26 protein-coding genes are annotated in these 26,986 nt (G+C 41.1%); 17 read left to right on the plus strand and 9 right to left on the minus strand.

Going from position 1 to position 26,986, the window contains the following annotated elements:
• Positions 1-19: 19 nt before the first annotated feature.
• The 3 genes from POV26_RS06955 to POV26_RS06965 all read right to left on the minus strand — a co-directional run bounded on the left by POV26_RS06955 (position 20) and on the right by POV26_RS06965 (position 2,369).
• Entirely contained in the window at positions 20-718 is a 699-nt protein-coding gene (locus POV26_RS06955; RefSeq protein ID WP_272855747.1) for a carboxypeptidase-like regulatory domain-containing protein, read from the minus strand.
• A 67-nt stretch (positions 719-785) separates the two neighbouring features.
• Positions 786-1,604 (minus strand): carboxypeptidase-like regulatory domain-containing protein, encoded by an 819-nt coding sequence (locus POV26_RS06960; protein ID WP_272855748.1) that lies wholly within the window; start codon positions 1,602-1,604, stop codon positions 786-788.
• Positions 1,605-1,697: 93 nt separating this feature from the next.
• Positions 1,698-2,369 (minus strand): class I SAM-dependent methyltransferase, encoded by a 672-nt coding sequence (locus POV26_RS06965; RefSeq protein WP_272855749.1) that lies wholly within the window; start codon positions 2,367-2,369, stop codon positions 1,698-1,700.
• 190 nt (positions 2,370-2,559) lie between these two features.
• On the opposite strand from POV26_RS06965, the gene pepE reads away from it, so the two are divergent.
• A complete protein-coding gene (gene pepE / locus POV26_RS06970) occupies positions 2,560-3,264 on the plus strand; it encodes a dipeptidase PepE (protein ID WP_272855828.1) in 705 nt (234 codons plus the stop codon).
• Positions 3,265-3,325: 61 nt separating this feature from the next.
• Here the strand turns inward: pepE and POV26_RS06975 are convergent, their stop codons facing one another.
• Positions 3,326-3,769 carry a GNAT family N-acetyltransferase gene (locus POV26_RS06975; protein WP_336375899.1) on the minus strand — a complete coding sequence of 148 codons (444 nt, stop codon included), beginning with the start codon at positions 3,767-3,769 and terminating at the stop codon, positions 3,326-3,328.
• Between the two features lie 36 nt (positions 3,770-3,805).
• Here POV26_RS06975 and POV26_RS06980 point away from each other — a divergent pair, with 36 nt between their 5' ends.
• From POV26_RS06980 to POV26_RS07015, 8 genes are all read left to right on the plus strand, one after another.
• A complete protein-coding gene (locus tag POV26_RS06980; protein WP_272855750.1) occupies positions 3,806-4,552 on the plus strand; it encodes a M15 family metallopeptidase in 747 nt (248 codons plus the stop codon).
• A gap of 118 nt (positions 4,553-4,670) precedes the next feature.
• Positions 4,671-6,188, plus strand: a complete 1,518-nt coding sequence (gpmI, locus tag POV26_RS06985) for a 2,3-bisphosphoglycerate-independent phosphoglycerate mutase (RefSeq protein ID WP_272855751.1) — start codon at positions 4,671-4,673, stop codon at positions 6,186-6,188.
• A gap of 178 nt (positions 6,189-6,366) precedes the next feature.
• Complete coding sequence (locus tag POV26_RS06990) at positions 6,367-6,819, plus strand: transposase (protein ID WP_272855752.1); 453 nt, start codon at positions 6,367-6,369, stop codon at positions 6,817-6,819.
• 140 nt (positions 6,820-6,959) lie between these two features.
• Positions 6,960-7,550: a thioredoxin family protein gene (locus POV26_RS06995; RefSeq protein ID WP_272855753.1), complete on the plus strand. Its 591-nt coding sequence runs from the start codon at positions 6,960-6,962 to the stop codon at positions 7,548-7,550.
• A gap of 51 nt (positions 7,551-7,601) precedes the next feature.
• Positions 7,602-8,009, plus strand: a complete 408-nt coding sequence (locus POV26_RS07000; RefSeq protein ID WP_272855830.1) for a BT0820 family HAD-type phosphatase — start codon at positions 7,602-7,604, stop codon at positions 8,007-8,009.
• Between the two features lie 4 nt (positions 8,010-8,013).
• Positions 8,014-8,820, plus strand: a complete 807-nt coding sequence (gene map / locus POV26_RS07005) for a type I methionyl aminopeptidase (RefSeq protein WP_272855754.1) — start codon at positions 8,014-8,016, stop codon at positions 8,818-8,820.
• 50 nt (positions 8,821-8,870) lie between these two features.
• Complete coding sequence (locus tag POV26_RS07010; protein ID WP_272855755.1) at positions 8,871-9,245, plus strand: GxxExxY protein; 375 nt, start codon at positions 8,871-8,873, stop codon at positions 9,243-9,245.
• 46 nt (positions 9,246-9,291) lie between these two features.
• The gene (locus POV26_RS07015; protein WP_272855756.1) at positions 9,292-10,056 is read left to right on the plus strand and encodes a class I SAM-dependent methyltransferase; all 765 of its coding nucleotides are present in this window, start codon (positions 9,292-9,294) and stop codon (positions 10,054-10,056) included.
• Here the strand turns inward: POV26_RS07015 and POV26_RS07020 are convergent.
• From POV26_RS07020 to POV26_RS07030, 3 genes are all read right to left on the minus strand, one after another.
• The gene (locus tag POV26_RS07020; RefSeq protein WP_272855757.1) at positions 10,045-11,052 is read right to left on the minus strand and encodes an FAD:protein FMN transferase; all 1,008 of its coding nucleotides are present in this window, start codon (positions 11,050-11,052) and stop codon (positions 10,045-10,047) included. The two genes, POV26_RS07015 and POV26_RS07020, sit on opposite strands and share 12 nt — an antisense overlap.
• Before the next feature lie 79 nt (positions 11,053-11,131).
• Entirely contained in the window at positions 11,132-11,494 is a 363-nt protein-coding gene (locus tag POV26_RS07025) for a Na(+)-translocating NADH-quinone reductase subunit F (protein ID WP_272855831.1), read from the minus strand.
• 102 nt (positions 11,495-11,596) lie between these two features.
• Positions 11,597-12,916, minus strand: coding sequence for an Omp28-related outer membrane protein (locus POV26_RS07030; protein ID WP_272855758.1), 1,320 nt, complete (start codon positions 12,914-12,916; stop codon positions 11,597-11,599).
• 160 nt (positions 12,917-13,076) lie between these two features.
• Here POV26_RS07030 and POV26_RS07035 point away from each other — a divergent pair, with 160 nt between their 5' ends.
• Both POV26_RS07035 and POV26_RS07040 read left to right on the plus strand, forming a co-directional pair.
• Positions 13,077-13,565, plus strand: coding sequence for a TlpA family protein disulfide reductase (locus POV26_RS07035; protein WP_272855759.1), 489 nt, complete (start codon positions 13,077-13,079; stop codon positions 13,563-13,565).
• Positions 13,566-13,590: 25 nt separating this feature from the next.
• On the plus strand, positions 13,591-15,255 hold the full coding sequence (locus POV26_RS07040; RefSeq protein ID WP_272855760.1) for a DUF6029 family protein: 1,665 nt from the start codon (positions 13,591-13,593) through the stop codon (positions 15,253-15,255).
• Positions 15,256-15,335: 80 nt separating this feature from the next.
• Here POV26_RS07040 and POV26_RS07045 read toward each other — a convergent pair whose 3' ends face one another.
• A complete protein-coding gene (locus POV26_RS07045) occupies positions 15,336-16,073 on the minus strand; it encodes a T9SS type A sorting domain-containing protein (protein ID WP_272855761.1) in 738 nt (245 codons plus the stop codon).
• Positions 16,074-16,372: 299 nt separating this feature from the next.
• Between POV26_RS07045 and POV26_RS07050 the strand changes: the two genes are divergently transcribed.
• From POV26_RS07050 to POV26_RS07060, 3 genes are all read left to right on the plus strand, one after another.
• Positions 16,373-18,076 carry a T9SS type A sorting domain-containing protein gene (locus POV26_RS07050; RefSeq protein ID WP_272855762.1) on the plus strand — a complete coding sequence of 568 codons (1,704 nt, stop codon included), beginning with the start codon at positions 16,373-16,375 and terminating at the stop codon, positions 18,074-18,076.
• A gap of 337 nt (positions 18,077-18,413) precedes the next feature.
• Positions 18,414-20,111, plus strand: a complete 1,698-nt coding sequence (locus POV26_RS07055; protein WP_272855763.1) for a T9SS type A sorting domain-containing protein — start codon at positions 18,414-18,416, stop codon at positions 20,109-20,111.
• A gap of 112 nt (positions 20,112-20,223) precedes the next feature.
• Positions 20,224-20,787, plus strand: a complete 564-nt coding sequence (locus tag POV26_RS07060; RefSeq protein ID WP_272855764.1) for an NUDIX domain-containing protein — start codon at positions 20,224-20,226, stop codon at positions 20,785-20,787.
• Between the two features lie 88 nt (positions 20,788-20,875).
• Here the strand turns inward: POV26_RS07060 and rsmG are convergent, their stop codons facing one another.
• A complete protein-coding gene (gene rsmG, locus POV26_RS07065) occupies positions 20,876-21,505 on the minus strand; it encodes a 16S rRNA (guanine(527)-N(7))-methyltransferase RsmG (protein ID WP_272855765.1) in 630 nt (209 codons plus the stop codon).
• Positions 21,506-21,772: 267 nt separating this feature from the next.
• Between rsmG and POV26_RS07070 the strand changes: the two genes are divergently transcribed.
• The 3 genes from POV26_RS07070 to POV26_RS07080 all read left to right on the plus strand — a co-directional run bounded on the left by POV26_RS07070 (position 21,773) and on the right by POV26_RS07080 (position 26,963).
• The gene (locus POV26_RS07070; RefSeq protein ID WP_272855766.1) at positions 21,773-22,732 is read left to right on the plus strand and encodes a fatty acid desaturase family protein; all 960 of its coding nucleotides are present in this window, start codon (positions 21,773-21,775) and stop codon (positions 22,730-22,732) included.
• 5 nt (positions 22,733-22,737) lie between these two features.
• Complete coding sequence (locus tag POV26_RS07075) at positions 22,738-23,925, plus strand: pyridoxal phosphate-dependent aminotransferase (RefSeq protein ID WP_272855767.1); 1,188 nt, start codon at positions 22,738-22,740, stop codon at positions 23,923-23,925.
• A gap of 122 nt (positions 23,926-24,047) precedes the next feature.
• Positions 24,048-26,963, plus strand: a complete 2,916-nt coding sequence (locus POV26_RS07080) for a GEVED domain-containing protein (RefSeq protein ID WP_272855768.1) — start codon at positions 24,048-24,050, stop codon at positions 26,961-26,963.
• Positions 26,964-26,986 lie beyond the last annotated feature (23 nt).

Here is a 26,986-nt window from a genome sequence, read left to right on the forward strand (position 1 = left end):
AAATGTATGTTACAAATATCTATTCTTTATTTTCTTCGGAAATACGTGCCGCATAAATCTTTGCTTTTTCATCTAAAATAAGCAATACGCTTCCGTAGTGTTCTTTTTTGAAATCACTTTCAATAGCAGTAGTTTCAGCACAGAAAAGCAGGAAGTCATACACCCTGTTTTCGGGAATGCCGTAGGTTGTCATAAAATAAGGAACCGTATAATAATTCAGCATTTTAGCCACGGCGTTGTTTTCGTATTCCCACTTTCTTCGCGTTTTTAAATCTTTGTAATAACCCGAAATATGTTTGTACAATGCTTCCAAATTGACACTCAAAGGCGTCACGGCAAAGTAGAGTGGCACAATTTTTTCCTCTGGCTTGCCTTTAAAGCCGGGAATGCCCACATCATCAAAGTTGATCGGTTTTTCGGTTTTTATCTTTTTAAGATCGGCGGCAATATTTCCGGACAGATTGGGCTGTAGAAAAACTTCATCCAGCTCGTTCACAAGCTCGGTAAGCCGTACGGTTATTACGCCTTTTTCAAAAACACCTTCAGTAACCGCAACTTTTTCGGGCATATATTTTATGGATGAAAACAGCAGCGTATCCAGCGGTTTCACTTTTATGGTGAAATGTCCGTTTTCATCGGTAATCGTATTAAGGCGCGAAGAGGTATTCAGCACGTGGACGCCTTCAATGTCGAGTTGATTGGTAATTTTTCCCTGCAATTGTTTTTCCTGAGCAGCAAGTTGAAATATTCCCAACAAGCAACTAATCAAGATATAAAAACCCGTTTTACTCACCGCGTGCTTTATATTCCTTGCTTTTTTTGAACAGAAATTCCATCAACTGCATCTCGTTTTCGGGTTTCAGTAAATTTTGGTCCAGACCGTTTTCTTGGGCATAGAAGAGGAAATCTACCGCTTTGTCTTCTGGAATATGAAAATTTGCAGCAATAAAATCCTTGCTAAACCGCTGTTGTATGTTATTGCTTATCACGCTTTGGGTTTCCTGTTTTTCAACCAACGTTATTTTTTTGCCTTCCGGAAAAAGCAATTGTGCCACTCCTCCCAAGATTGCCAGAACATTTGCGCCATTTTTCAGTGCATTGCCGTGCAGCGCTTCCTCTGCGGCATTGCCCGTAATGGCAGTTTTATCGTCTGGCACAAAAGTATATCCGTACTCCAGATTTTTATAGCTGAGGTCCCAATCTTTTGTAACGTTATAAGTAGGGATTTTTTTAACGTCCACATTTATGTTTCCCGAAAGGTCGTAGGGCCGCACCACCACTTCCTCCAGTTGGTTTACGGCAGGATTCAGGAAAATGTTCATCACTTTGCGGTCCACGATGCCCTTATCCACGACAATGGTAAATGACTGGTATTGCAGGGCTGTTATTTGTATTCGGTCGTTTTCGGCTATTGAAATTTCAAAGGCACCATCGGCGTCGGTGATGGTTCCTTTTTGGGATGAAATGTTGTAAACGGAAATACCTTCGGCGTCCTCGCCTTGGGGCACATGAATTTTTCCGGAAACTTTCGTGCGGTCAATATCCTGTGCAAAAAGTGCGGGAGCAGCAGCGATAAATAATAAGAGAAGTAGTTTTTTTGTCATTCCCTAAAAGTACGGATTTGTTTTGTTAGGGAAAAGGTAAAGTTTTGGATTTTTTTTAAAAGTTGGAAACATTACCCTTGGCAAAAAGCCCATTCAGAAAGCCATGTTCTTTACAACTTTTCTTGCCCTCATAACCTCGGAAGGAAATGTGTTCTGGCTTACCTGGACGGTCTTTTCAATCTCGAATCCGGCATTTACCAAATATTTACCGAACTGCACGGGCCTGCATCCTGTTAACAGACCGGGAAAATATTTTGCAATCCAAAACCAAAGTTTATTGATTTTCTTTTTACCGAACGAAAAGGTGGAAACGATGACCTTTCCATTGGGCTTGGTGATCCTATGGAATTCCGCGGCTATTAAATCAAAGCTGTCGGCGGGCATTAAATCTACCATAAAGTTATTGATGACAACATCAAAGGTATCCGCCCCAAAATCCATTTTTAGCAAATCGCCTTCTTTCAGTTCAAAATTGCCCCCTTCCATAGCATCCAATCTGGCCTTTGCCACTTGGAGCATATCCGGGGAAAGATCGATGCCTATATTTTTTCCGTTCGGGTTTTGTTTTACGATTTCCGCAAAAACAATCCCCGTTCCGCAGGCAACCTCCAAAATGGTTGTTTTATCTTTTATCTCGGCAAATTCAAGGGCATATTCCGCAGCTTTTCTTTCGGTAAGCCAGCTCCACAAATCATAAACCCAGATTACTTTTTTGAATTGGCCCTTGGTTTTTTCCCTGTCAAGATTTCTTTTAAGTATTTCCATGATTGTAACCGCTTAAAAGTATTGTCCTCCAATTTATCCCACAAAGGTATCCATTCACAATTAAAATTATTGGTTACATACCCGCTGTTTCCAAATGCTATCCCTAAATTTACACCACTGAAAACAAGCAATTATGAGCAATACTCCTTTGAAGGGATTCCCGCCGAAGTCCATATCGAGCGGGGTCGAGATGCGGGAATTGATAATAGCAAGCACCAGCACCGTTTACGGCGGGGAATATCTAGATTATCTAACCGATGAAATGGCCGAGCTTTTTAAGAATAGCGAAGAAGTAATCTTTATCCCTTACGCCCGCCCCGGCGGCATCAGCCAGGACGAATACACCGAAAAAGCCGCAAAAGCATTTTCCAAAATCGGCAAGAAACTGGTTGGATTGCACACTTTTGACAATCCTGTGGAAGCTTTAAAAAACGCAAAGGGCGCTTTTACCGGCGGCGGAAATACCTTTGTTTTGGTGAGCGCACTCTATCGTTTGGAACTGATGCAACCGCTTCGTGAGGCTATTTTTAACGGTTTGCCATATATGGGCACCAGCGCGGGCAGCAACATTTGCGGCGTTTCCATGCAAACAACCAACGATATGCCTATCGTTTATCCGCCTTCGTTTAAAACTTTGGGCGTGATTCCCTTCAACCTTAACCCGCATTACTTGGACCCGGACCCGAACAGCAAACATATGGGAGAGACCCGCGAGACCCGAATTGCCGAATTCCATACCCAAAATACAATTCCCGTTATCGGGCTGCGCGAGGGCAGTTGGCTTCGTGTAAAAGGCGATGAGATTATGTTAAAAGGCGAATTGGAAGCCCGCATTTTTGAACAGGGGAAAGAACCGTATGAGGTGGAAAGTGGAACATCCTTGAATTTCCATTGAATCACTCAGTGCTGGTAGAATCGCGTTAGTCTTATTTATTAAGTCCTTTAGGATACCGGACTTATGTCATTTTAAGTTCTTTCACAAAATGGTACCCTTTCGCCACAAACCCTTGATTGTAGAAAAATTTATGTGAAGGAAAATTGTGCACATAACTATTCAGCTCCACCCAATTGCAGGATTTTTTCGCGGCGTAATCGCTTACAAAATCAACGAGCATTTTGCCAATTCCGTGGCCTCTGTAGGCATCGTCAATAATCACGTGGTCCATTTCTACACTTCTCCCTGCATAATGTCGGGTTTGGAACCACAGGCCGCAAGTGCCGATTAATTTTTCCGCGTCAAAAATGCCGAGGCATTCGTAATTCTGCCCCGTCATTTCCTGCAAACGCTCTTTTATAACAGCTTCAGCAACCGTGTAGTTCCCCAGTTTTTGCAACAATGGCACAATGCTGAAAATTTCTTTTGGGTCAATAATACGGATGGAAATGGCGTTATCTTTCAAAATATTGGTACTTTTAAAACTTCACTAATTCATACAATGAAGCGCAACGAATTTATTAAAATTTCAGGCATTGCCGGACTCAGTTTGGCTATTTTTCCGCAAATTTCCTTCCGTAATTTTTCAGAAGAATTTACCCGAAACCAATTAATCGGAAAAGGCAACCCAGATATTGTGGGCGATAGCTACACTTCAAAAATGCACAAAACCGCCAAGGAAGCATTTTTAAAAATGAAAGCTGCGGCTGCCAAGGAAAATATAAACATCGAAGTGGTTTCCGCGTACCGAAGCTTTCAGCGGCAAAAGGAAATTTTTGAGGGGAAATACAAACGTTTTACAAATGAAGGGTTAACCCCAGAAAAAGCAATTGAAAAAATCATTGAATATTCTACCATTCCCGGTACTTCACGCCACCATTGGGGAACCGATATCGACATAATTGACGCCAATGCCCCGCGGCCTGCAAATGTACTGATGCCCGAAAATTTCCACGGAAACGGACCTTTCTGTAAACTGAAAATGTGGTTAAATGACAATGCGGAGAAATTTGATTTTTACGAAGTCTATACCGACAACGGCAACCGAAAAGGGTTTAAATATGAACCGTGGCATTTCAGCTATGCGCCAGTTTCCATCCCAATGCTCAAAGCTTATAAAGAGCAGATTGACGTAAAAAAAATGCTTTCCGAAGAAAAAATAATGGGCAACGAACATTTTTCCGAAGCCTTTGTTTCAAAATATGTGAATGAAAATATTTTCGATATTAATCCGAAGTTGCTTTCCTAAATTGATTCAAAATTCAAGGTTTTAAAATTCAAGATTTTTGTTTCCTAATATATAAACTTCTCAACTCATCGACTTCTAAACTTTTAAACTCATAAACATTTAAACTTATCTTTGCACCATGAACAAAAAAGTTCTTTTAATGATCCTCGACGGTTGGGGCATTACGCAAGAGCCTGCCGTTTCTGCCATCGCGCAGGCCGATACCCCTTTTATCGATTCGCTTTATAAAAAATATCCACACGCACAATTGCTCACCCACGGCATGAACGTGGGTCTTCCCGAGGGCCAAATGGGCAACAGCGAGGTGGGCCATATGAATCTGGGCGCGGGAAGAATAGTCTATCAAGACCTCGCCAAAATAAATATAGCCGTGAAAAACGGAACACTGAAAAGTGAACCTGAGCTGGAAAAAGCATTCAATCACGCAATTTTTCACAACAAAAAAATACATTTTTTAGGCCTTGTTTCCAACGGGGGCGTACATTCGCACATTGACCATTTAAAGGGATTGCTAACCGCTGCCCAACAACACGGAGTAAAGGATATCTACGTCCACGCCTTTACCGATGGCCGCGATGTGGATCCACATTCGGGAAAGGGTTTTATTGCTGACTTACAAAACCATTTGGAAAAAACAGGCGGGAAACTCGCCTCCATTATTGGCCGCTATTACGCCATGGACCGCGACAAACGTTGGGAGCGCGTAAAAAAAGCATACGATTTGCTGCGCTTCGGAATAGGGAAACCTTCAACCAATGCCGTAAAAAGTATTGAAGAAAGTTATGCGGAAGGCATTTCCGATGAATTCATCGAACCCATCGTGATGACTACTTCCGAAGGTAAACCCGTTGCAACCATTGAAAAAGACGACGTTGTAATATTTTTCAATTTCAGGACCGACCGCGGAAGGCAACTCACCGAAGTGTTGACGCAAAAGGATTACGAAAAATATGGAATGAAAACGATTCCACTTTATTTTGTAACGCTTACCAATTATGATGATTCCTTCGGAAATATCCGCGTGGTCTATAATAAGGAAAACCTGCACGATACTTTGGGCGAAGTTTTGGAAAGAAATAAAAAGAAGCAAATACGAATTGCGGAAACCGAGAAATACCCGCACGTAACCTTTTTCTTTTCGGGCGGAAGGGAAATTCCCTTTGAGGGCGAAAAACGAATTCTTTGCCCCTCACCTACGGTCGCCACTTACGATTTAAAACCCGAAATGAGCGCTTATGAACTTCGGGATATGATACTTCCCGAAATTGAAAAAGAGACTGCGGAATTTATCTGTCTTAATTTCGCAAACCCAGATATGGTTGGCCATACCGGTGTTTTTGAAGCCGCTGTAAAAGCCTGTGAAACCGTGGATAATTGTGCCCGTGCAATCGTGGAGCAAGCTTTGGAAAGCCATTACACCACAATCATAATAGCAGACCACGGCAACAGCGAAACCATGCGAAACGCCGACGGTTCGCCCAACACGGCACATACTACCAACCCCGTTCCAATCATCATTGTGGATGATGAAATTAAAGCGGTGAAAAACGGCATTTTGGGAGATATTGCCCCGACAATCCTAAAAATTATGGGTATTGAAAAACCTGAAATTATGACGCAACATTCCTTGATTTAATAACCGACCAAAATTGGATTTTTTAAGTGCTTCGGAAAGGATGGCTAAATTTCAGAATAAATACAGAATCGAATCGCACAGAAAACCAAATTGGGATTATTCGGAGGAGGGGCATTATTTTATTACAATATGCTGCCAAAACCAAAAACATTATTTAGGAAAAATAGAAAACCATAAAATGATATTATCCGATTACGGAAAAATTGTGGAAAGGGAATGGCACGAATCTTTTGCGCTTCGAAAGGAATTATTTTTGGATGAATTTATATTAATGCCGAACCATTTGCACGCCATAATCATTATTGACCCCGTACAGACGCACGGACGTGCGTCTCACACGAATGATAAAACGCAACAAACCGTACAGACGCACGGCCGTGCGTCTCTACGATTCATCCGCAAACCAAAATCAATTTCATCATTTATCGCGGGATTTAAATCGGCAACAACTAATAAAATTGACGATTTTATTGACGAAAAGGAATTGCCAATTAAAAAATTCAATCGGAACAATAAATTTTGGCACTCCAACTATCACGACCATATCATCCGCAACGATGAGGCCTATCAAAAAATCAAAAATTACATAATAAACAATCCCGCAAAATGGGATGAAGACAAATACCGCTAAAACGTACAGACGCACGGCCGTGCGTCTCACATGAATAAAAACCCAACAGACGTACAGACGCACGGCCGTGCGTCTCACGCGAATAAAAAAAACGCAAAAAAAAGAGACGCACGGCCGTGCGTCTCTACAGAACAAAAATCATGAAAAAAATAATTTTAATTATCGCAATAATAGGCCTATCGGCCTGCAATTCTTCCAAAGAAAAAAACAAAGTGGATGAAAACACTTCAAAAGAAATGATTTCAGAAAACAACAAAGAAAAATTAAACGACACCGTTCCCTACGAAGATTCCGTGATGCTTTTGGGGAAAGCCAACCGAAAAGGTTTCCAAATGGATGCTTTTAAAGATTGGTTCAACACAGGCTATGGAGATTACAAAGTAGATTCTGAAACTTTGGAAAAATTGAAACCGCTTTTAAAAGATGCGACCATCACTGTTTTTATGGGCACTTGGTGCGAGGACAGCCAGCGCGAGACGCCACATTTTTATAAAATTTTGGACGAAGCCAATTTTGATGAATCAAAACTCACGTTGATTACCGTTTCTGATGAAAAAACTACGCCACAAGGTTTTGAGGAAGGAAAAAATATTACCAACGTTCCCACATTTATTTTCTATAAAAACGATAAAGAATTGGGCCGAATTGTGGAATACCCTATTGAAAGCCTTGAAAAAGACATGCTCGCCATTTTGAGTGGCAAGGAATACAAACACGCATACGCCGAATAAAACTTTAGCAACGGTATAATTCTTTGTAAATTTGCGGCTCGAAAAATGACGATGATTAGAGAAACCCTCACCATAGCCGTAGATTTTGACGGAACCATTGTGGAAGATGAATATCCACGCATCGGCCGACCCATTATTTTTGCTTTTGATACTTTGAAAAAACTGCAAAATGAAGGGCATCGGCTTATTTTATGGACCTACCGAAAAGGCCGCACCTTGGAAGAAGCCGTAAAATTCTGTGAAGAAAACGGCATTGTTTTTTATGCCGTAAACCAAAGTTTCCCTGAAGAGGAATTCGACACTTCTTACAGTCGAAAAATACATGCGGACGTTTTTATTGACGACCGTAACATCGGCGGCCTTAAAAGTTGGGGCGAAATATACCAACAATTGGTTGGCGAACCCGCGCCCGCAAAACCAAAAACCCAGAAAAAAGGATTGTTTTCCTTTTTAAAATAACCCTATGATAATTCCAAAAACAAGAGAAGAAATAGAATTGATGCGAGAAAGTGCCTTGGTGGTTTCCCGTACTTTGGGAATGCTCGCAAAAGAGGTAAAACCGGGCGTTACCACCAACCAACTCAATAAAATGGCGGAAGATTACATCCGCAGCCAGGATGCCATTCCCGGCTTTTTGGGATTGTATGATTGTCCTTCAACGCTGCTTACGAGTGTTAACGAAGCGGTGGTCCACGGCCTGCCAACAGATATTCCTTTAAAGGAAGGCGATATTGTAGCAATAGATTGCGGCGCCATCAAAAACGGTTTTTACGGCGACCACGCCTATACTTTTGAAGTAGGCGAAGTAGCTCCCGAAATAAAAAAACTGTTGCAAATCACCAAAGAATCCCTTTACGTCGGTATCCGTGAATTTAAAGCTGGAAATCGCGTGGGCGATGTGGGTTTCGCTATTCAAAATTATTGCGAAGCGCACGGCTATGGTGTGGTTCGTGAACTTGTTGGCCACGGACTTGGAAGAAAAATGCACGAAGACCCCGAAATGCCAAATTACGGGCGTCGCGGTCGGGGAAAGAAATTTATTGAAGGGATGACCATCGCACTGGAACCGATGATAAATATGGGAACCCATAAAGTGAAACAGTTAAAAGACGGTTGGACCATCGTTACCCAAGATGGGCAACCCAGCGCCCACTTTGAACATAACATTGCTTTGGTAAACGGAAAACCCGAACTGCTTTCTACATTTGCTTATGTGTATGAAGCCTTGGGCATTGTGAGCGATGAGGAAAAAGAGTTCCGAGTAAACTGAAAATGCTATTACACTGAGTTACGCTGAGAACCACAGAGATCCACGGAGAAATGAGCAACGAATTAACAGAAATTATAATAGGTTCAGCAATAGAGGTTCATCGAAACCTTGGACCGGGTCTATTAGAATCTGCTTATCAGGAATGTCTTTTATTTGAACTGAGAGCGAAGGGATTAATTGTTGAAAAAGAAAAACCCTTGCCTATAATTTATAAAGACATAAAATTAGATCACGGATATAGAATTGATTTATTGGTTGAAAATTCAGTCGTTATAGAAATCAAAACTGTAGAAAATTTCACAGATGTGCATACAGCACAAGTTTTAACATATCTTAAATTAGGAAAGTATCCTTTAGGCCTGATGTTCAACTTTCATACAATACTTTTAAAAAACGGCTTAAAAAGATTTATAAATTCTCAGTGAAACTCCGCGGAACCTCTGTGCAACTCTGTGTAACAACCCAAAACTTTTGTTCAAAAAAATCCTAAATACCGTTCCCCGTCCGCTGCTTATACGATTGAGCATTATCGGCAGACCAATACTCGCTTTTCTTCTGAAAGGAAATAAATACACCGACCCTATTGACGGCAAATCATACCGAAAGTTTCTTCCGTACGGTTATGAAACCGTTCGCGAAAATGTGCTTTCGCCCGGAACGCTTTCTTTGGAAAGGCACAGATTGTTTTGGTTGTATCTTCAAAATGAAACCGGGTTTTTTACTGAAAATCTGAAAGTGCTCCACTTTGCACCCGAGCAGGCTTTTTATAAGAAATTCCGGAAAATGAAAAACCTAAATTATACCACAACCGACCTAAATTCACCCATTGCAGATGTGAAAGCTGATATCTGTGATTTACCCTTTCCCGATAACGAATTCGATTTTATAATCTGTAACCACGTTTTGGAACACATTCCGGATGATACCAAGGCGATGCAGGAAATTTACCGTGTTTTGGCACCCGGCGGCACGGCAATTCTTCAAGTTCCCTATAAAGCAGCTTTGGAAAAAACATTTGAGGACGATAGCATTACCGACCCAAAAGAGCGCGCAAAGATTTTCGGACAGTACGATCACGTTCGGGTTTATGGGATGGATTATTTTACCAAGCTTGAATGTATCGGCTTTAAAGTTGAGGCGGTAGATTACACCAAAAACTTTTCTTCCGAGGAAATTGAAAAATACAGATTACCAAAAGGCGAATTGATTCCTGTAGGCAAAAAATTAGTTTCCTAAACGTTTTTTGAAGCCATCCGTCATAAAAACCTGATGGTTGTTCAGGGAATCATTGAAAGTTAAATACGCTTCCACATTTGGAAGATTTTTCAGCAATGTTTTTGATTTTTCCAAACCCAATGCCATAAACGAAGTGGCATAGGCATCGGCCACGGCGCAAGTGGGGGCAATGACGGTAGAGCTGGTTACATCGCTCATTTCTGCAGAACCGGTCAATGGATTTAATGTATGGACGTATTTTTTCCCCGTAAGGGAATCAATCCTGAATTTGCGGTAATTGCCCGAGGATGCCATTCCTTCATTTTTTAAGGCAACAGTCGCTTCATAACTTCTATTTTCAAGTTCCGAATCTACGGCTTCAATGCCCACGACCCATTTTTGGTTTTTATCAAGGTTTTCGCCTTTTGTAAGAATCTCGCCTCCCAATTCAATTAAATAATCGGTAACGCCCTTAGATTCCAAATAACGGCCAAGACAATCAATCCCGAAGCCTTTTGCCACGGCATTAAAGTCGAAATAGATTTGCGGATATTCTTTTGAAACGGTTCCGTCGCTGTTAATTTTTACTTTATGGAAACCCACATATTTCATCAAGGAATCCAAGGTGGTGCTGTCTATATTCTTCAAGGGCTTCACATCGCCAAAACCGTAAGCGTTGCGTAAAACGCCGATTGTCGGGTCAAAATAGCCGTTTGTTTTGGTGTTTACTTCTTTAGAAATTTCAAAAACTTCCTTAAAAATGGAATCCACAACAACCGTAGAATCGCCTTGATTTACTTTGGAAATATCGCTTTCGGGAATATAGGTGCTCACGGAATGGTTTACGGCGGCAATCACCGAATCCAATCCTTTTTTAAAATCAATATCCTTTTCGGAATAAAACTGAATATTATACGTGGTTCCAAAAGCTTCACCCTGCATAAAGCGGTGGGTGCTTTCGGTCTTTTCACAAAAAATAAAAAGAAATAAAACGGGAATTAAAAGTAGTTTTTTCATCTGTATTAAATATTTGGGAAAAAAGAAGCTGGAATGCCCAAAAAATCTTCGGTTGGTTTACAATTTATTAATGGGCATTTCATAGTATTTCCTGCAAACCTTTATATACCATTGTGTAACCTTCATCCTTTAAAACTGGTTTTCCGTAATCGGCTCCGTGGCCCAGACCAACGCCCGCATAATATGTTTTTGCTTCAAACTTTGCCGCATGTTCCTTAATGGTTTGCATAAAAACGGGGTCGTAAGCATGGGCATCCTGGGGGAAAGAAACGGCGCGAACAATTATAAAGTGGAGGACCTTATCTTTCAATGCCACGAACTGGGGATCGGTTTTCAATTTTGAATTGACGCCCAAAAATTCATATCCTTCAGCTTCGAGCTGTTTCCCAACAATGTTCATTGCGAGGTTGTGAAGTTCCTGTTTGGTAAGTTTTTCGCCCATAAGTGACTTCAAAATTACGAATATTTCGATTTATTTATTCAAACCCATAAAAAAACCCATTCCGAAATATCTCGGAATGGGTACTTCTATTTTAACCAAATTTTAATTATATATTTTAGTTTCACCCAAGGCTGCATGTTGCGAGTTTTTGGCGTTATTGTCAGCTTTCACGACCATAACAACAAAACTTAGATTGTTAGCATTGTATTCTGCGGGAATCGTAAAGGTATAGGTCTTTTTGTATTCCTGAAAAGCAGGGGTTTCTGGAATGTTATCTCCAAAAAGGCCTGACAGCGAATTCCGCAATGCGTCGTCGTGAACAAAACCAACTATTGGATTGCCCATCCCAAAATAAGGGCTGGCAGGGTTTGAATTAAAATAATTGGCTTGATCTGCGATTATTCCACTTTCCAATAAATACACTACCAATTTATCGCCCGGCTCGGAACCATTTCTGTACATTACTTTTGCATCTACCGATAGTGTAGAACCGCTAAGTTGTGAACTAATAGCTATGGAAAGATCCGTTTCCTGGCCTGCAATAGCAGTTACGACGTCGTAATCATAAATAAGGGAACTAGGAGGCGTGGCATTCCATTTTACGGTTCTATTCAACTGGGTTTGTGGAAAACTATCGGGCACATCAAATTCAGCCTGAAGATCATCAATCTGGGGAAAGTCCATAGGATCAGGCGGGCCAACTGAGCTTTCGTGAATGGCCACTACTGAAACATGTTCAGTCAATACTTTTACCGAATCAATGGCTACCAGAGCTTTTAAACAATATCCGCACCAAGTGCCGGTGTAATCTTCTAATACCACATTTCTTTTTGGAACATAGACTGTAAAGTCTTTTTCGGGAGTCGTGAATGTTTCGCCATTTATTATATATTCTGCATAAACTTGATAGTTTCCTTCCGTTGCGGAGGAATATGTAAATCCAGAAATTGCAGTGCCGTTAACATAGAAAGTAGCCTCAGAAGCCGTATTGTTTCCGCTGGAATCAAGCAAACCAAAAGTAATGGTCTGATTGTTCATGGCTCTTGTAACATCCAGGGTCAGTGCGCGTTCGGTCTCCGCTATTACCTCAAAGGTAAGCGTGTTACTGGCAACACTTTCGTAAAGCGCTTTTACGGTAAATGTCCCGGTTGTTGAAAAAGTATATGATGCCCCCTGTATTTCGGTATCGTTCACAAATATCTTTGCAGAAGAAGTGTAGTTTTCCCCATCACTTCCGGTAATTATAAAATTCACCAATTGATTTACGGACAATACTTCCAATTCGTTTGTACCAGCATCACTTGTAAGCGTTATCGACAGACTTTCTGTAGGAGCGCCAAGTGGATCTTCTTTTTTGCTGCATCCAACGATGGCTATAAAGGCAAAAAGGAACAAAATTTTAAAATAGGGATAGGTTTTCATAACAAATTATTAAAATTGAAGTGGGCTAATATAACGCATTTATAAAAAAAGGCACGGTTTTGGAACGTTAAATCCTTAACTTTCGGCAATACAAATTTAAGTATTTATTAAAAATAACTTAATATTGCCTATGCTTTAATTAATTTTAAATATTTATTGGATGAAAAAACTACTCCCCCTTCTTCTTGCACTGGTTACCTTCAGTGCCATTGCACAAAACGATTTGCCAAAAGTTGATATGACCACCTTGGATGGCCAACCCATCAATTCCAATGATTTATCCACGGATGACAACGTAATTGTAATCTCGCTTTGGGCCACTTGGTGTGTTCCCTGTATAAAAGAGTTGGATGCCATTAGCGAAATTTATCCAGATTGGCAGGCAGAGACCAATGTAAAGCTCTACGCAGTTTCTATTGACGACAGTCGCGGCGTGAAACGTGTAAAACCGATGGTAAATGGAAAAGGCTGGGATTATACCGTGCTTCTGGACACCAACAATGATTTTAAACGCGCCGTTGGTGCTGCTACCGTACCTTTAACACTTTTGGTCAAAAACAATCAGATTGTTTACAGACATTCTGGCTATAGCCCCGGTGCAGAGACGGAACTTTATGAAAAAATAAAGGAATTTTCCGCAGCCAATTAAAAAATATACCAACCAAACCTATACCATGAAAAAACTTATACTTGGAGCCTTTATGTTTATGGGCGCCGTCTCCTTTTCGCAAGACAATGGCTACTTTTTCGGTGGTCTTGAATCGAACTCGCAATGGCTTATGCCAGATGAAGAAATTGGTTTTGACACACCAGATGACCGCTTTAGGTCCAATAATTATATGCAGTTTAATTATACCCTGGGGAAATTTACCGCAGGGGTACAGTACGAAGCATATCTCCCCACGGTATTATTGGGATATTCCGATACTTGGGAAAACCAGAACGGAATTGGCACCTATTATTTGAATTTTAAAAACGAAACGCTGGATATTACCGGGGGTTACTTTTATGAGCAATTTGGCAATGGTTTAATTCTTAGGACCTGGGAAGATCGCCAATTAGGCATCAACAATGCTATGAAAGGGCTCCGCGTTAAATTTACACCTACTGCAAATATTGACCTAACGGGGGTTTACGGCCAAATCAGAAATGGTTTTGACGTTTCCGAAGGCGTTATGCAAGGGCTCGATGCCAATGCAGATTTAAGCGGCCTTTTGAATATTGATGCCGTTGACCTGAAACTCGGCGCAAGCTATGTGGGCCGTTACCAATCAAATGGTGCCAATGATTCCATTCCCGCAAACATTAATGCTTATGGCGGAAGACTGGATTTTGTGGCCAACAATTTTTATGGAGGTATTGAAGCAATCACCAAAGATCCAGACGTAATTGTTACCGAAGAAGTAGTTTCCTCGCCCCAGCTTTTTGACGGCACGGCACTTCAAGTGAACTTGGGGTATGCCCAAAAGGGACTGGGAATTAATTCCACCTTCAGAAGATTGGAAAATTTCAGCTTTTACGCAGACCGCTATGAGGAAGGAAATGTTTACAACGAACAAATTGTAAACTACGTTCCCGCCCTTACAAAACAGCACGATTATTTATTGTCCAATATCTATGTTTACAATGCCCAGCCACGATTGCTTTTCAGTGATTCCGAAAAGAAAAGAGCCGGGGAAGTAGGAGGACAAGTGGATGTGTATTATTCGTTTCCGAGAGAATCACTTTTTGGGAAATTTGGAACCAAATTGGCCGGAAACTTTTCGTATTGGGCAGGTTTGGAAGCGACCTTTAATACGGAGGAACAAACCTATGATCCCAAATTTATTGGGGATGGCCCTCGTTATTTCCGAGATTTGAATATTGAAGTGAAAAACCGCTGGTCCTCAAAATGGAGCTCTGTGGCTACCTTTCAAGATGTAATCATAGATAAAGGGGTTACCGAAGGCGGCCCATTAGGAGAGCAAGGAGATATTAGGGCCCAGATTGCGGTAATTGAAGGAACGCGCAAGTTTGAGGGCGGAAAAGCATTGCGAATGGAGCTACAGCATCTTTGGATTGACAAGAGCAGAAAAAACGTAGATAGAAAGAACTGGGCGGCTGGAGTCCTGGAATATAACTTCAGTTCTGCATTTACGCTTTACGCAGCAGATGCATGGAACTATGAAGGCGAAGGCGAAATTCACTATTACAGTTTTGGCGGAAGTTATACCAAAGGCCCAGCCCGTTTCGCCTTAAACTATGGCCGTCAGCGAGGAGGTTTAATTTGTGTAGGCGGTGTTTGTAGATTTGTGCCAACAAATACAGGCTTGACCGCTAACCTCGTGGTTACCTTCTAACTTAAAGATATATTTTAAATAAAATAAAAAGTGCCCCGAAGAAAACTTCGGGGCACTTTGCTTATAAGGAATTATAAGTTCTATTGAACGATAATTTTTGTTGTTTGGGTAGCTCCTTTTTCATTGTTGAACTTAACGATATAAGTTTGTGAGCTTAGGTCAGACATATTAACTGTTTGACGCCCTGTTTCAAAATGTGCTTGTTTCACAACTTTTCCTTGCAAATTGTAAACCAACATGCTCACGGGCTCATTTACATTCAATACCATTTCATTGGAAACAAGGGTAGATTGAATGGTTAAATTAACTTTACTGTTTTCGTTAACACCAACTAAAGTCGGATTGTAACGATAGGTAAAGGTTAAAGGCGTTCCTATTTCGGTAACACCATCAGCTTCATATTGATGGAAAGCAAAGATATAGTCAAGAATATCAGTTCCATTTCCAGGATCGGCGTTTAAAAAGTGGTTTCCTTCACCTGTAGTTTCGCCAACGCCAATTGGGAAGACTTCTGGTGCAGCAGGAATTGTGAACCCTACTGCAAGATTGGTATAGCACTGTTGCGCATAACATAATTCAAAAAATTCTCCGGTAGCATTTACGGCATCAACAAATTCAATTCTTGTGTAAATTGTTTCCGAAGGATTATCATTGGTTACGAAAAAATCATAATTAGCTGAAGTACCATATCCGTATTCCGAAAATTCTATAACATCGCCATTGTTAAGCTCATTTCCATTTATATCCGTTACGGTATATTGCGCATTTGCAATGGCCACCGAACCTATAATTGTTAAAAAAAGTAATTTAAGTTTCATTTTCTTTCGTTTTTTAAATTAAATAAAATTGTTTTGAAGTTTACTGAATGCCACAAAAGTAAACATAAAAATTAAAAATCTTCTCTTCTTTATGCTTTCTATGTCAGTTATTTAACATTTATGACCGTGGTTTTTTAAAAAACGATGATTTTAAGAAAACATGGATTGTGAATTTTACAATTTCATCAATATTTTAACATTTATATCACAAATATTCACATTACAAACGCATATAATATATTTTAAACAAGTAAATTTGCAATAAACTTAAATTTCCCAATTATTAAAACCTAAAAATCATGTTTAAAAAATTACTCTTTACTTTAATTGTTGTGTTGTTTGCAAGTGTATCATACGCGCAAACAATAGTATCAACATCCCCACAAGACCAAAACGTAGTTCTAGAAGAATTTACGGGAATCCATTGCGTATTTTGCCCACAAGGTCACGCTATTGCCAAAGCCATACAAGACGCCAATCCAGATCGAGTTTCCTTAATTAACATTCACCAGGGAAGCTTCTCTAATCCAGGCCCCGGCGAGCCAGATTTCAGAACCCCCTATGGAAATGCTATTGTTGCCCAATCATACTCGGGATCAGGGTTTGGCTATCCATCTGGGACCGTGAACAGGCATGTGTTTCCGGGCCGTTCTATGGCTAGTGGCGGCGGAACTGCCATGGGACGAAACTTTTGGACCATTTCGGCAAACGAAACACTCGCCAAGCCATCTCCGGTAAACGTTGCCGTTGAAGCAGAAATAGATGTAGTTACAAATGTTTTAACTGTTCACGTGGAAGCATATTACACAAGCAACAGCCCGGAAGCCACCAATATGTTAAACGTTGCGTTGCTACAAAATAACACTAAAGGACCCCAAATTGGTGGAAATTCTTGCGACCAATATGTACATATGCACCGTTTGGTAGAAATGATTACCGGACAGTGGGGCGAAGAAATTACTACAACCACCGCAGGAACTTTTGTTGACAAAACCTATACCTACCCTATTCCTGCAGATTACAACGGCGTGCCCGTTGAACTTGCCGATCTGGAAATTGTTGCCTTCATGGCTGAAACGCATCAGGAAATAGCTTCCGGAAACCGCGCATACCCAACCTTTACCAATTTTGCCAATGCCAATGATGCCAATGTTAGATACATAGCTGATTTTGAAGATCCTTGTGCCAACTATTTAGCTCCTCAAGTAAATATCCAGAATACAGGTCAAAACCCAATTACATCTTTGGCCATAGAATATTCCATAAATGGCGGAGCACCGGCAACCTATACCTGGAATGGGAATCTAACTTCCATGCATTACCAAACAGTAGATCTTCCCGGTATCCGTTTCGATATTCAAGCCAACAACACCCTTACCATTACAGTTGCCAATGATGATGACAACTCCAACAATACTGCTACTGCTACCTTTGACAAAGCCTATGATGCAACTACAACTGTAAATATGGAATTGCATACAGACCAATACGGAAGCGAATGCAGATGGAATGTAACTGATTATGACGGAAACATCATATATAGCGGCGGTCCTTATGGGGCCAATCAAACTATCAATGAAACTTTTACCCTGCCTTCCAATTGTTATACCTTTAATATCATAGACACTTATGGCGATGGCGGTGGCCCAGTAACCTTAACGGACACGGACCCTAGCAATACGGTGTTTTACCAAACCAACGGTGTCTTTGGATGTGGAGATTCTGTTAAATTTTCAACCGATGGCTTTGTATTGGGCGTGGCGCAAACACAACTTGAAGATGTGGTTCTTTATCCAAATCCAGCAAGCACAACAATAAACCTTAGCAATGCTGAAAATGCAAACATTCAAGTATTTGATATCCTTGGAAAATTGATCCTTTCACAAGAAAACATTCCTATGGATGCACAAATAAATGTGTCACAGCTTCAAGCTGGAACCTATTTTATGAAGATCTCAAAAGATAATCTTGTAACCACCAAGCGATTCTTGATTTCAAGGTAACACTATAGTTTCTATATATATTTTAAAACCCCGGCTTGTTCGGGGTTTTTTATTGCCAACATTTCAGCACATAAAGACTTGAAATGTTCTAAAAACTGGCAACCCTAATTTAGCAAAACTTCCTTTTTCCCATATCAAGTTATTCGCTTCTCCCAATTTGAAGGGTATTTTCTGAAAAATATAACATGCCCAAAATGTAGATTATATTGCTGAAAACCCTTCAAAATTTTAACAATCAAAATCTTAAAAACTGACAGTTAAGTTGTTATAATAAATTATAAAAAAGTACATTTGTAGCTAATCTTATTAATTCACAACATTCTAAAATTAAAAAACCATGTTTAAAAAACTACCTCTCAGCTTGGTTGTAGCCTTATTTGCATTTGCCACGTATGGGCAGACAATAGTGTCAACCTCCCCACAAGACCAAAATGTAGTCCTTGAAGAATTCACAGGAATCCATTGTACTTGGTGCCCCTCTGGCCATGCTATTGCAAAAGCAATTCAAGACGCAAACCCAGATCGTGTTTCTTTGATAAATATCCACCAGGGTGGCTATGCCGTTCCAAGTGGAAATGAACCCGATTTCAGGACTCCTTATGGCAACGCTATTGTTGCCCAATCATATTCTGGAACAGGCTTCGGCTACCCATCAGGCACTGTAAACAGACACGTATTTCCAGGTCGTTCTATGGCCACTGGCGGTGGAACTGCTATGTCAAGAAGTTATTGGACAATTTCGGCAAACGAAACCATGGCCATAGGTTCTGCCGTAAACGTTGGCGTTGAAGCTTCGATTGATGTAAATACCAATGTATTGACCGTTCATGTGGAGGCCTATTATACAAGCAACAGTCCAGAAGGAACAAACTTGCTAAATGTGGCTTTGTTACAGAACAATACCTTAGGCCCACAAACAGGAGGTGGACAAGGAAACAATTATGTACACATGCACCGTTTGGTTGAATTGATTACCGGCCAATGGGGCGAGGTTATCAACACCACTACTGCGGGAACTTTTGTGGACCGCACCTATACTTACACAATTCCTGCGGCATATAACAATGTGCCTACCGAACTTGCGGATATGGAAGTTGTAGCTTTTATTTCCAATACACACCAAGAAATTCCAAGTGGTAATAGAGCATATCCTACTTACACAGGGCTTACATATGCAAATGACGCAAACATAAGATCCATTACCGACATCCCTGCAACTTGCGACACAACTCTTGCACCAGAGATAAACGTTCAAAACTTGGGTCAAGATCCAATAACATCTTTGGCTATAGAATATATCATTAATGGCGACTCAAACACCTACAACTGGACCGGAAACATTATGTCCCTCCACAGCGAGACTATTGAGCTTCCAGAAGTTCCCTATAACCTTCAAGGAACCAATACGCTTGTAGTGAACCTGCCAAATGACGATAACAACTCCAACAATACCGCATCAACAACTTTTGATAAGGCACCTGCCGGAACGAGAGCAGTTACCATGGAATTGCACGTTGACAACTACGGAGCCCAAACCAGATGGTATGTTTATAATTCCAACGGCACCGCAATTTATAATGGCGGACCCTACCCGAACAATAATCCACAGATAATAACTGAAACGTTCGACTTGCCACTAGACTGCTATCAATTCCGTGTTTTAGATACTTCCAGCAACGGCGGTGGCGAAATAACGCTTACCGATAATCAAGGAACGGTACTTTACCATACAAACGGCAATTATGGCAATGGAGAAAGATCTCCATTCTCCAGTAACGGTCTTTTGGGCGTAAACCAAAATCAACTGGACAACATTAGTTTATATCCAAACCCAGCTTCTTCAACAATTAATGTGAAAAATGCTGAAAACGCAAACCTTCAAGTGTTTGACATTCTTGGAAAATTAATTCTTTCACAAAATAATATTGCTATGGATGCGCAAATAAATGTTTCGCAACTTCAAGCAGGAACTTATTTTATGAAAATTTCAAAGGACAACCTTGTAACCACCAAGCGATTCTTGATTTCCAAATAAATAAACGCTTCAATTTTTTAAAGAACCCCGATTTTTCGGGGTTTTTTTATACCTTAAACCTTCCAGCCATTGGAACGCTGGAATGGCTTTATTCAATAAAAATTTCCCTGATATGAAATATTCCATTTGCGAAGAAAACATAGTTTTCAATGACCACTATAAAATAGTAAAGGCCAAAGTAACCTATGACACTTTCAACGGAAAACAAATAACTGCCAAACGGCTTGCTTTTGAGAGAGGCGACTCCGTTGCCATCCTAATACTTGAAAAGGATTCAGATAGTTTGTTGTTGACCAATCAGTTCCGTTATCCAAGCTGTAAAAACAACAATGGATGGCTGTTGGAAATACCCGCAGGGTCCATTGAAGAAAACGAAGACCCGGAAGAATGTATAGCCCGCGAAGTGATGGAAGAGTTAGGCTACCGAATAAAGAACCCAAAATCCATAAGTACATTTTACACCTCACCCGGTGCCTCAACCGAACGTATTTTCCTTTTCTTTGCTGAAGTTATGCAAAACGACAAAACCGGAAAAGGCGGCGGAAACGAAAATGAAAAGGAAGACATTCAATTGGTGAAAATCCCTGTTTCAGAAATAGCTTCTAAAATTTTAGAATTAAAAGATGCCAAGACAATACTTGCGTTGCAATGGTTTCTTTTGAATGCTAGTTTGTAGTTGGGAAGATTCAAAAAAAAAATTCTGCCCATATCATTTTTGAAGAAGGGGAATCAAATCCAAAACCTCAAAACTTTGAAGCTTATAATCACCCTTTAAATTTCAGAGGCAAATAGACTACGCTTTTGGTTTCAAAAAAATCTTCCTTAAAATAATCACCCAACGGAAAAACCACGGCATTCTTATAAACTTTTAATTCTTCGGTAAGATCGCCTCCTTTTAGGTAAAGAATTCCGTTTTTTCGGTCGTGCAGGCTTTTTTTGGCAATTTTATCATTCACCCAATGCACAAAAGTTTCCATTTGGGCCACGGCGCGGCTTACAATAAAATCATATTTACCGGAAATAGTTTCAACCCGGGCATTTGTCACTTTTACGTTTTTAAGCTGTAATCCTTCAACTACCTCTTCCACAACCTTAATTTTTTTGCCAATACTATCTACAAGGTGGAAATGTACCTCTGGATAAAGAATTGCCAATGGAATGCCCGGAAAGCCACCGCCGGTACCCACATCCAAAATCTTTGCGCCCGGAAGGAACGGTTGCACTTTTGAAATCCCGAGGGAATGCAGAACATGGCGCAGATAAAGCTCGTCAATATCCTTTCGGGAAACCACGTTTATTTTCAGGTTCCAGTCTTCGTAAAGCCCCTGCAACATCTGAAACTGACTTTTTTGAGTATCAGTAAGTTGCGGAAAATATTTAGATATCAGTTCCATAATTTCATTTAGGAGGCAAAAGTATGGTATCTTTGCGAAAATTATGGTTTTGAAACCCCACATTTCCATAAAAGATAATTATTTTTGTGGCTCACACCATAACAACCCCCAGTTAAACAATTCATTTTGACATACAAACATCTTAATTTCTCACGAGTTGACAGTGCTAAATTTTTTAGAACCCTAAACAAACGCGTTAACGATTATTTTAAGGACAACAACATTGCCAGAACAGGCAACTGGAAACTACACCTGAAAACAATCATAATGTTTTCAATATACCTTACCCCCTATTTTTTATTATTAACGCTCGATCTTCCCGGCTGGGTACAATTGCTTTTCACTATCGTTATGGGGGTGGGAATGGCAGGCGTGGGCATGAACGTGATGCACGATGCAAACCACGGGTCCTATTCGTCCAAAAAATGGGTAAATAAGATAATGGGAAGCAGCATGTATATTCTTGCCGGAAATGTCTATAACTGGCAAGTTCAACACAATGTTTTGCACCATACCTATACAAACATCCACGGCCACGACGAAGATCTGGAGGCAGGAAGAATCCTCCGTTTTTCGAAACATTCAAAATGGCACAGGTTCCATAAATTCCAACATTGGTACAGTCTTTTCTTTTATGGGCTATTGACTTTTAACTGGGTGCTTACCACAGATTTTTCCCAGACCAAAAGGTATTTGGCGCGTAAACTTTCTTATGGAAAACTGCCCAAACCAGTTACCCAGTGGAGTATTTTGGTAATCACAAAAATGATTTACATATCGCTGTGGATCGTGATCCCGATTCTATTTTTCAATATTGTTTGGTGGAAAATTTTAGTTGGCTTCTTTATAATGCACTATGTTGCAGGACTCATTTTGAGTGTTGTTTTTCAACTTGCACACGTAGTGGAAGATACCGAGATCATGCTTCCGGATGAAAGCGGCACTATGAAAAACACTTGGGCAATCCATCAATTGTTTACGACGATGAATTTTTCAACCAATAATCGAATTGTGAACTGGTACACAGGCGGGTTGAACCATCAGGTTGAGCACCATATTTTTCCGAACATCAGCCACATTCACTATAAGAATATTTCAAAAATTTTAAAGAGCACGACCAAAGAATTTAACTTACCGTATAAAGAATATAAAACTACGCGCCAGGCGATTATTGCACATTTCAGACATTTAAAAGAAATGGGGCTAAAGCCTACCGTATCCGCTTAATCATTATGGACAACAGACTTTCAAAACGAGTGAACGAGATGGCCACCTCGGCCACACTGGCAATGGCTGCCAAAACAAGGGAATTAAAAGAACAAGGAATAGACATCATAGGCCTGAGCCTCGGAGAACCCGATTTTCCAGTTCCAGAATTTGTGAAACAAGCTGCCATTCAAGCAATAGAAGCCGATTATCACTCCTACACCCCCGTGGACGGTTATGGCGATTTGAAGAAAGCGATTATCACCAAATTCAAAAGAGACAATAACCTTGAATACAAACCTTCCCAGATAGTTGTATCAACAGGTGCCAAGCAGTCTTTGGCCAATTTGATGATGGTACTGCTGGATGAAGGGGATGAAGTTTTATTGCCAGCCCCTTACTGGGTAAGCTACGCAGACCAAAGTAAGGTTGCGGGAGGCGTTCCCAAAGAAATACCAACTTCAATTGAAACCGATTTCAAGGTTACCCCTGAAGCATTGGAAGCCGCCATTACGCCAAAAACGAAAATGATCGTTTACAGCTCCCCCTGCAACCCGAGCGGTTCTGTTTATAGCAGAAAGGAACTGAGGAAATTGGCCGATGTTTTGGTCAAATATCCCGAAATCATAGTTATTAGCGACGAAATCTACGAGCATATCAACTTTACGGGAAACCATACCTCCATGGCTGAATTTGAGGATATGTATGACCGGACTGTGGTTGTGAACGGTGTTTCCAAAGCCTTCTCGATGACGGGATGGCGCATAGGGTATATTGGCGGCCCCGAATGGATCGCACGTGCCTGCGACAAAATGCAAGGGCAGGTAACCAGTGGCGCAAACTGTATTGCGCAAAGAGCAACCATAACTGCTTTGGAGAATCCGCCGAGCAAAATAAAATTCATGGTCGATGCCTTTAAGGAAAGAAGAAGTTTGATCTTGAGCTTGCTTTCTGAAATTGAAGGTTTCAAAACCAACAAACCTGAAGGGGCTTTTTACGTTTTCCCGGATATTTCCTATTTCTTCGGAAAAACCCTGCGCGGAAAAAACATCAATACTGCCTCAGATTTTTCACTGTATCTCTTGGAAGAAGCCAAGGTAGCAACCGTTACGGGCGAAGCCTTTGGCGACCCAAACTGCATCCGCTTGTCCTATGCCGCTTCCGAAACTGACATTAAAGAAGCCATGCAGCGAATTAAGGCAGCTTTAAGTTAGCAAATACTTTCAGGACAGAAATTTAAGTTTGGTTAAAATCGGCAAAATTTATTTTCATTATCTATTTTATCTGTACTTTAGGCACTTATCTATTTTTTTAACTCAAAACAATACCTTTAACAATGAAAACTAAGATTACATTAATTCTATTTTTCTTCGCTTTGGCCTTTCACGGACAAGCCCAAGAAAAAACAAAAGCAACGTATGTTGGCACAGTGGGCTCTATGGTACACGTGCCGTCCATAGCCTCTCAGACCAATTTGGCTCCTGCTAGAGTGAAAGAGCAAGTAATGCAAGACGGAAGAGCTTCAAAAAACTTGATTGTCCCCGGAAAAGATCCACAAATTGAAGACGATTATTTCGTTAGAAATCCAAATAAAATGGAGCAAGTTCTTAGCGGAAGGGCCCCTACCTTGGTTTTTGACGCGGCAGCTTCAAGCTCGCAGCCCACAGACCCTTCTATTGGCGTTGGCCCAAACCACGTAGTAGTAGTATTCAATACGGGCTTCCGAATTTTTGACAAAAGCGGAAATCCCCTAACCGGTCAAATCAGTCCAAACCCAACCATTTTTCCAAATGGCGGTTGCTGCGATCTTACCATATCCTATGACAACGCTGCGGATAGATTCGTGATGACTTTCTTGGGAAGTGGTGCACAAATAGCCGTTTCCGACGGCCCAGACCCTGTAAATGACGGTTGGTATGTTTACACCATTCCGCAAATTAACGATTATCAGAAACTTTCCGTTTGGAGCGATGGTTATTATATGACAGACAATACCTCTGCTTCCAACAGAATTTACGCAATGGAGCGTACCAAAATGCTCGCTGGCGACCCAACCGCGCAAATAATTGGTTTTCCCCTTCCGGGAATTGTAACCAGCGGTTTCTATAGCCCGCAAGCACTTAACGTGAGCAATAGCAACCTTCCAGCAGCCGGAGGGTTACCAATTATCTATTTGCAAGATGATGCTTGGTCCGGCGTGTCGCAAGATCACGTAAAACTTTGGACTGTGGATGTTAACTGGGCAAGTCCCGCAAGCTCCACAATTTCTGCGCCTACTGAGTTAATTACCACACCTTTCATTTCCGTTTTTGACGGCGGAAGTTTCTCAAACTTGGCCCAGCCCGGAGGTGGAGCGGATATTGACGCCCTTCAGGCCACCATTATGAATCAAGCGCAATTCAGAAAATTTGCAGGGCACAATTCTGCCGTTTTCAACTTTGTTGTTGATACAGATGCCACAAGTGGTGAACTTGCCGGAGTACGCTGGTTTGAACTTCGCCAATCTGCCGATGGACAGCCTTGGTCCATTTATCAGGAAGGAACCTATACGGCTCCTGACGGAAAACACGCTTGGCACGCAAGTATGATGATGGATGTACAAGGAAATATTGGGATGGGTTATACTTCTATGGCTGGACCCACTACTCCAGATCCAACCACAAAACGTGTTAGCTCCTATTATACAGGTCGCTACGCAAATGATCCGTTGAACACTATGACCATTGCAGAAGAATTGATTGCTGCCGGCGATGCCAATATTCCCGGACTGCGTTATGGTGATTACAGTAAAATCGATATCGATCCTTCAAACGACAAACAATTTTGGTTCGACAATGAATACATGCACAATGGACGTAAAAATGTAGTAGGTGTATTCCAAATTGCTCCAAATTTCAATAATGATGTTGGTGTGGTAAGCATTGATGCGCCCGTAACAGGAACCCTTTCAAATAGCGAAACAGTAACCGTTACCATCTTCAACTATGGACAAAACAGTGCGTCAAACTTTCCCGTAACCTTCCAAGTGGATGGCGGGGCCGTAGTTTCAGAAACTTTCACGGGAACCATCGCTTCTGCCGAAACGGCTCAATATACTTTTACGGCTACCGCAAACATGGGCACTGTAGGGCAGACCTACTCCATTACTTCTGCAACCAATATGGCTGGCGATGAAGACACTACAAACGACGCACGTACAAAAACAGTAACCTATTTACAACCAAACGATCTTGGCGTGAGCGCAATTACAGCTCCTGTTTCGGGAACTGACCTAACAGCTGCAGAAAACATTGTGGTTACCATCAACAACTTTGGGGGCGAGCCAAAATCAAATTTTGATGTTTCCTACGATTTGGACGGCACAGTAGTTACAGAAGTAGTTCCCGGTCCTTTGGCTGGAAATTCATCAACCTCATATACTTTTGCCCAAACTGGTGATTTTTCTGCACTGGGAACTTATAACCTGAGCGCTTACACCTCTTTACCCGGCGATAGCGATACTTCAAACGATGAGACCTCTGTAGTGATTATCAAACAAAACTGTCAGCCAACTGCCAACTGTAACTTGGGGGATGGTTTCCGATTGTTCAGCGTAACAACGGTCAACAATCCTTCAGCTTGTGAAGGCTATGGCGATTTCACAAACCTTGTTGCGGAAATGGAGGTAGATTCTACCAACGATCTTACCGTTACCACTGGATATGGCAACCAATATATTGTGGTTTGGGTTGACTTTAACGACGATTTCGTTTTCACTTCCAATGAAAAAGTCGTGGACAATTACGTAATAGCTCCCGGTCAAGGTAGCGGTACCTATACAGAAACCATGGACCTGGTAATTCCTGATGGAGTTGCAGAAGGGCAACACCTAATGCGCGCCAAATCCAATTGGAACAATCCCGTTCCAGAGGATGCCTGTGAAGAAACAACTTATGGAGAAACCGAAGATTATACCGCACAGATTGGAACGATGGTGGGAGTAGGTGAAAATATTTTCGACGAAAATGGTTTGACCGTTTTGTCGTTGGACAACAATAATTTCGATATAAGCTTGAAAACAGTTAACTATTCGGAAGCATTGAACCTTTCTGTCCACAATACCCTTGGGCAACGATTATTGTTCAAAAAACTTGAAAACAACGGTAACGGATATCATTACAAATTGGACATGAGCTATGTGGCCAAGGGCGTTTACCTAATTCGTGTTGGAAACAAAAAAGACGGAAGAGTAAAACGAATCATCGTTAAATAATTTCGAAATACTTACTATTTTGA

This window comes from Aequorivita todarodis (assembly GCF_028561335.1).
Classification (GTDB): Bacteria; Bacteroidota; Bacteroidia; order Flavobacteriales; family Flavobacteriaceae; genus Aequorivita; species Aequorivita todarodis.

Excerpts from the sequence above, each read along its gene's own strand:
- gpmI (WP_272855751.1), top strand. The coding sequence starts at position 4,671 with ATGAACAAAAAAGTTCTTTTAATGATCCTCGACGGTTGGGGCATTACG.
- POV26_RS06965 (WP_272855749.1), bottom strand. The coding sequence starts at position 2,369 with ATGGAAATACTTAAAAGAAATCTTGACAGGGAAAAAACCAAGGGCCAA.
- POV26_RS07075 (WP_272855767.1), top strand. The coding sequence starts at position 22,738 with ATGGACAACAGACTTTCAAAACGAGTGAACGAGATGGCCACCTCGGCC.
- POV26_RS07010 (WP_272855755.1), top strand. The coding sequence starts at position 8,871 with ATGAGCAACGAATTAACAGAAATTATAATAGGTTCAGCAATAGAGGTT.
- POV26_RS07050 (WP_272855762.1), top strand. The coding sequence starts at position 16,373 with ATGTTTAAAAAATTACTCTTTACTTTAATTGTTGTGTTGTTTGCAAGT.
- POV26_RS07070 (WP_272855766.1), top strand. The coding sequence starts at position 21,773 with ATGTTTTCAATATACCTTACCCCCTATTTTTTATTATTAACGCTCGAT.
- POV26_RS07025 (WP_272855831.1), bottom strand. The coding sequence starts at position 11,494 with ATGGGCGAAAAACTTACCAAACAGGAACTTCACAACCTCGCAATGAAC.
- POV26_RS06995 (WP_272855753.1), top strand. The coding sequence starts at position 6,960 with ATGAAAAAAATAATTTTAATTATCGCAATAATAGGCCTATCGGCCTGC.
- POV26_RS07055 (WP_272855763.1), top strand. The coding sequence starts at position 18,414 with ATGTTTAAAAAACTACCTCTCAGCTTGGTTGTAGCCTTATTTGCATTT.
- pepE (WP_272855828.1), top strand. The coding sequence starts at position 2,560 with ATGCGGGAATTGATAATAGCAAGCACCAGCACCGTTTACGGCGGGGAA.
- POV26_RS06960 (WP_272855748.1), bottom strand. The coding sequence starts at position 1,604 with ATGACAAAAAAACTACTTCTCTTATTATTTATCGCTGCTGCTCCCGCA.
- POV26_RS07030 (WP_272855758.1), bottom strand. The coding sequence starts at position 12,916 with ATGAAAACCTATCCCTATTTTAAAATTTTGTTCCTTTTTGCCTTTATA.
- POV26_RS07020 (WP_272855757.1), bottom strand. The coding sequence starts at position 11,052 with ATGAAAAAACTACTTTTAATTCCCGTTTTATTTCTTTTTATTTTTTGT.
- POV26_RS06980 (WP_272855750.1), top strand. The coding sequence starts at position 3,806 with ATGAAGCGCAACGAATTTATTAAAATTTCAGGCATTGCCGGACTCAGT.
- POV26_RS07000 (WP_272855830.1), top strand. The coding sequence starts at position 7,602 with ATGATTAGAGAAACCCTCACCATAGCCGTAGATTTTGACGGAACCATT.
- POV26_RS07080 (WP_272855768.1), top strand. The coding sequence starts at position 24,048 with ATGAAAACTAAGATTACATTAATTCTATTTTTCTTCGCTTTGGCCTTT.
- map (WP_272855754.1), top strand. The coding sequence starts at position 8,014 with ATGATAATTCCAAAAACAAGAGAAGAAATAGAATTGATGCGAGAAAGT.
- rsmG (WP_272855765.1), bottom strand. The coding sequence starts at position 21,505 with ATGGAACTGATATCTAAATATTTTCCGCAACTTACTGATACTCAAAAA.
- POV26_RS06990 (WP_272855752.1), top strand. The coding sequence starts at position 6,367 with ATGATATTATCCGATTACGGAAAAATTGTGGAAAGGGAATGGCACGAA.
- POV26_RS07035 (WP_272855759.1), top strand. The coding sequence starts at position 13,077 with ATGAAAAAACTACTCCCCCTTCTTCTTGCACTGGTTACCTTCAGTGCC.
- POV26_RS07045 (WP_272855761.1), bottom strand. The coding sequence starts at position 16,073 with ATGAAACTTAAATTACTTTTTTTAACAATTATAGGTTCGGTGGCCATT.
- POV26_RS07040 (WP_272855760.1), top strand. The coding sequence starts at position 13,591 with ATGAAAAAACTTATACTTGGAGCCTTTATGTTTATGGGCGCCGTCTCC.
- POV26_RS07060 (WP_272855764.1), top strand. The coding sequence starts at position 20,224 with ATGAAATATTCCATTTGCGAAGAAAACATAGTTTTCAATGACCACTAT.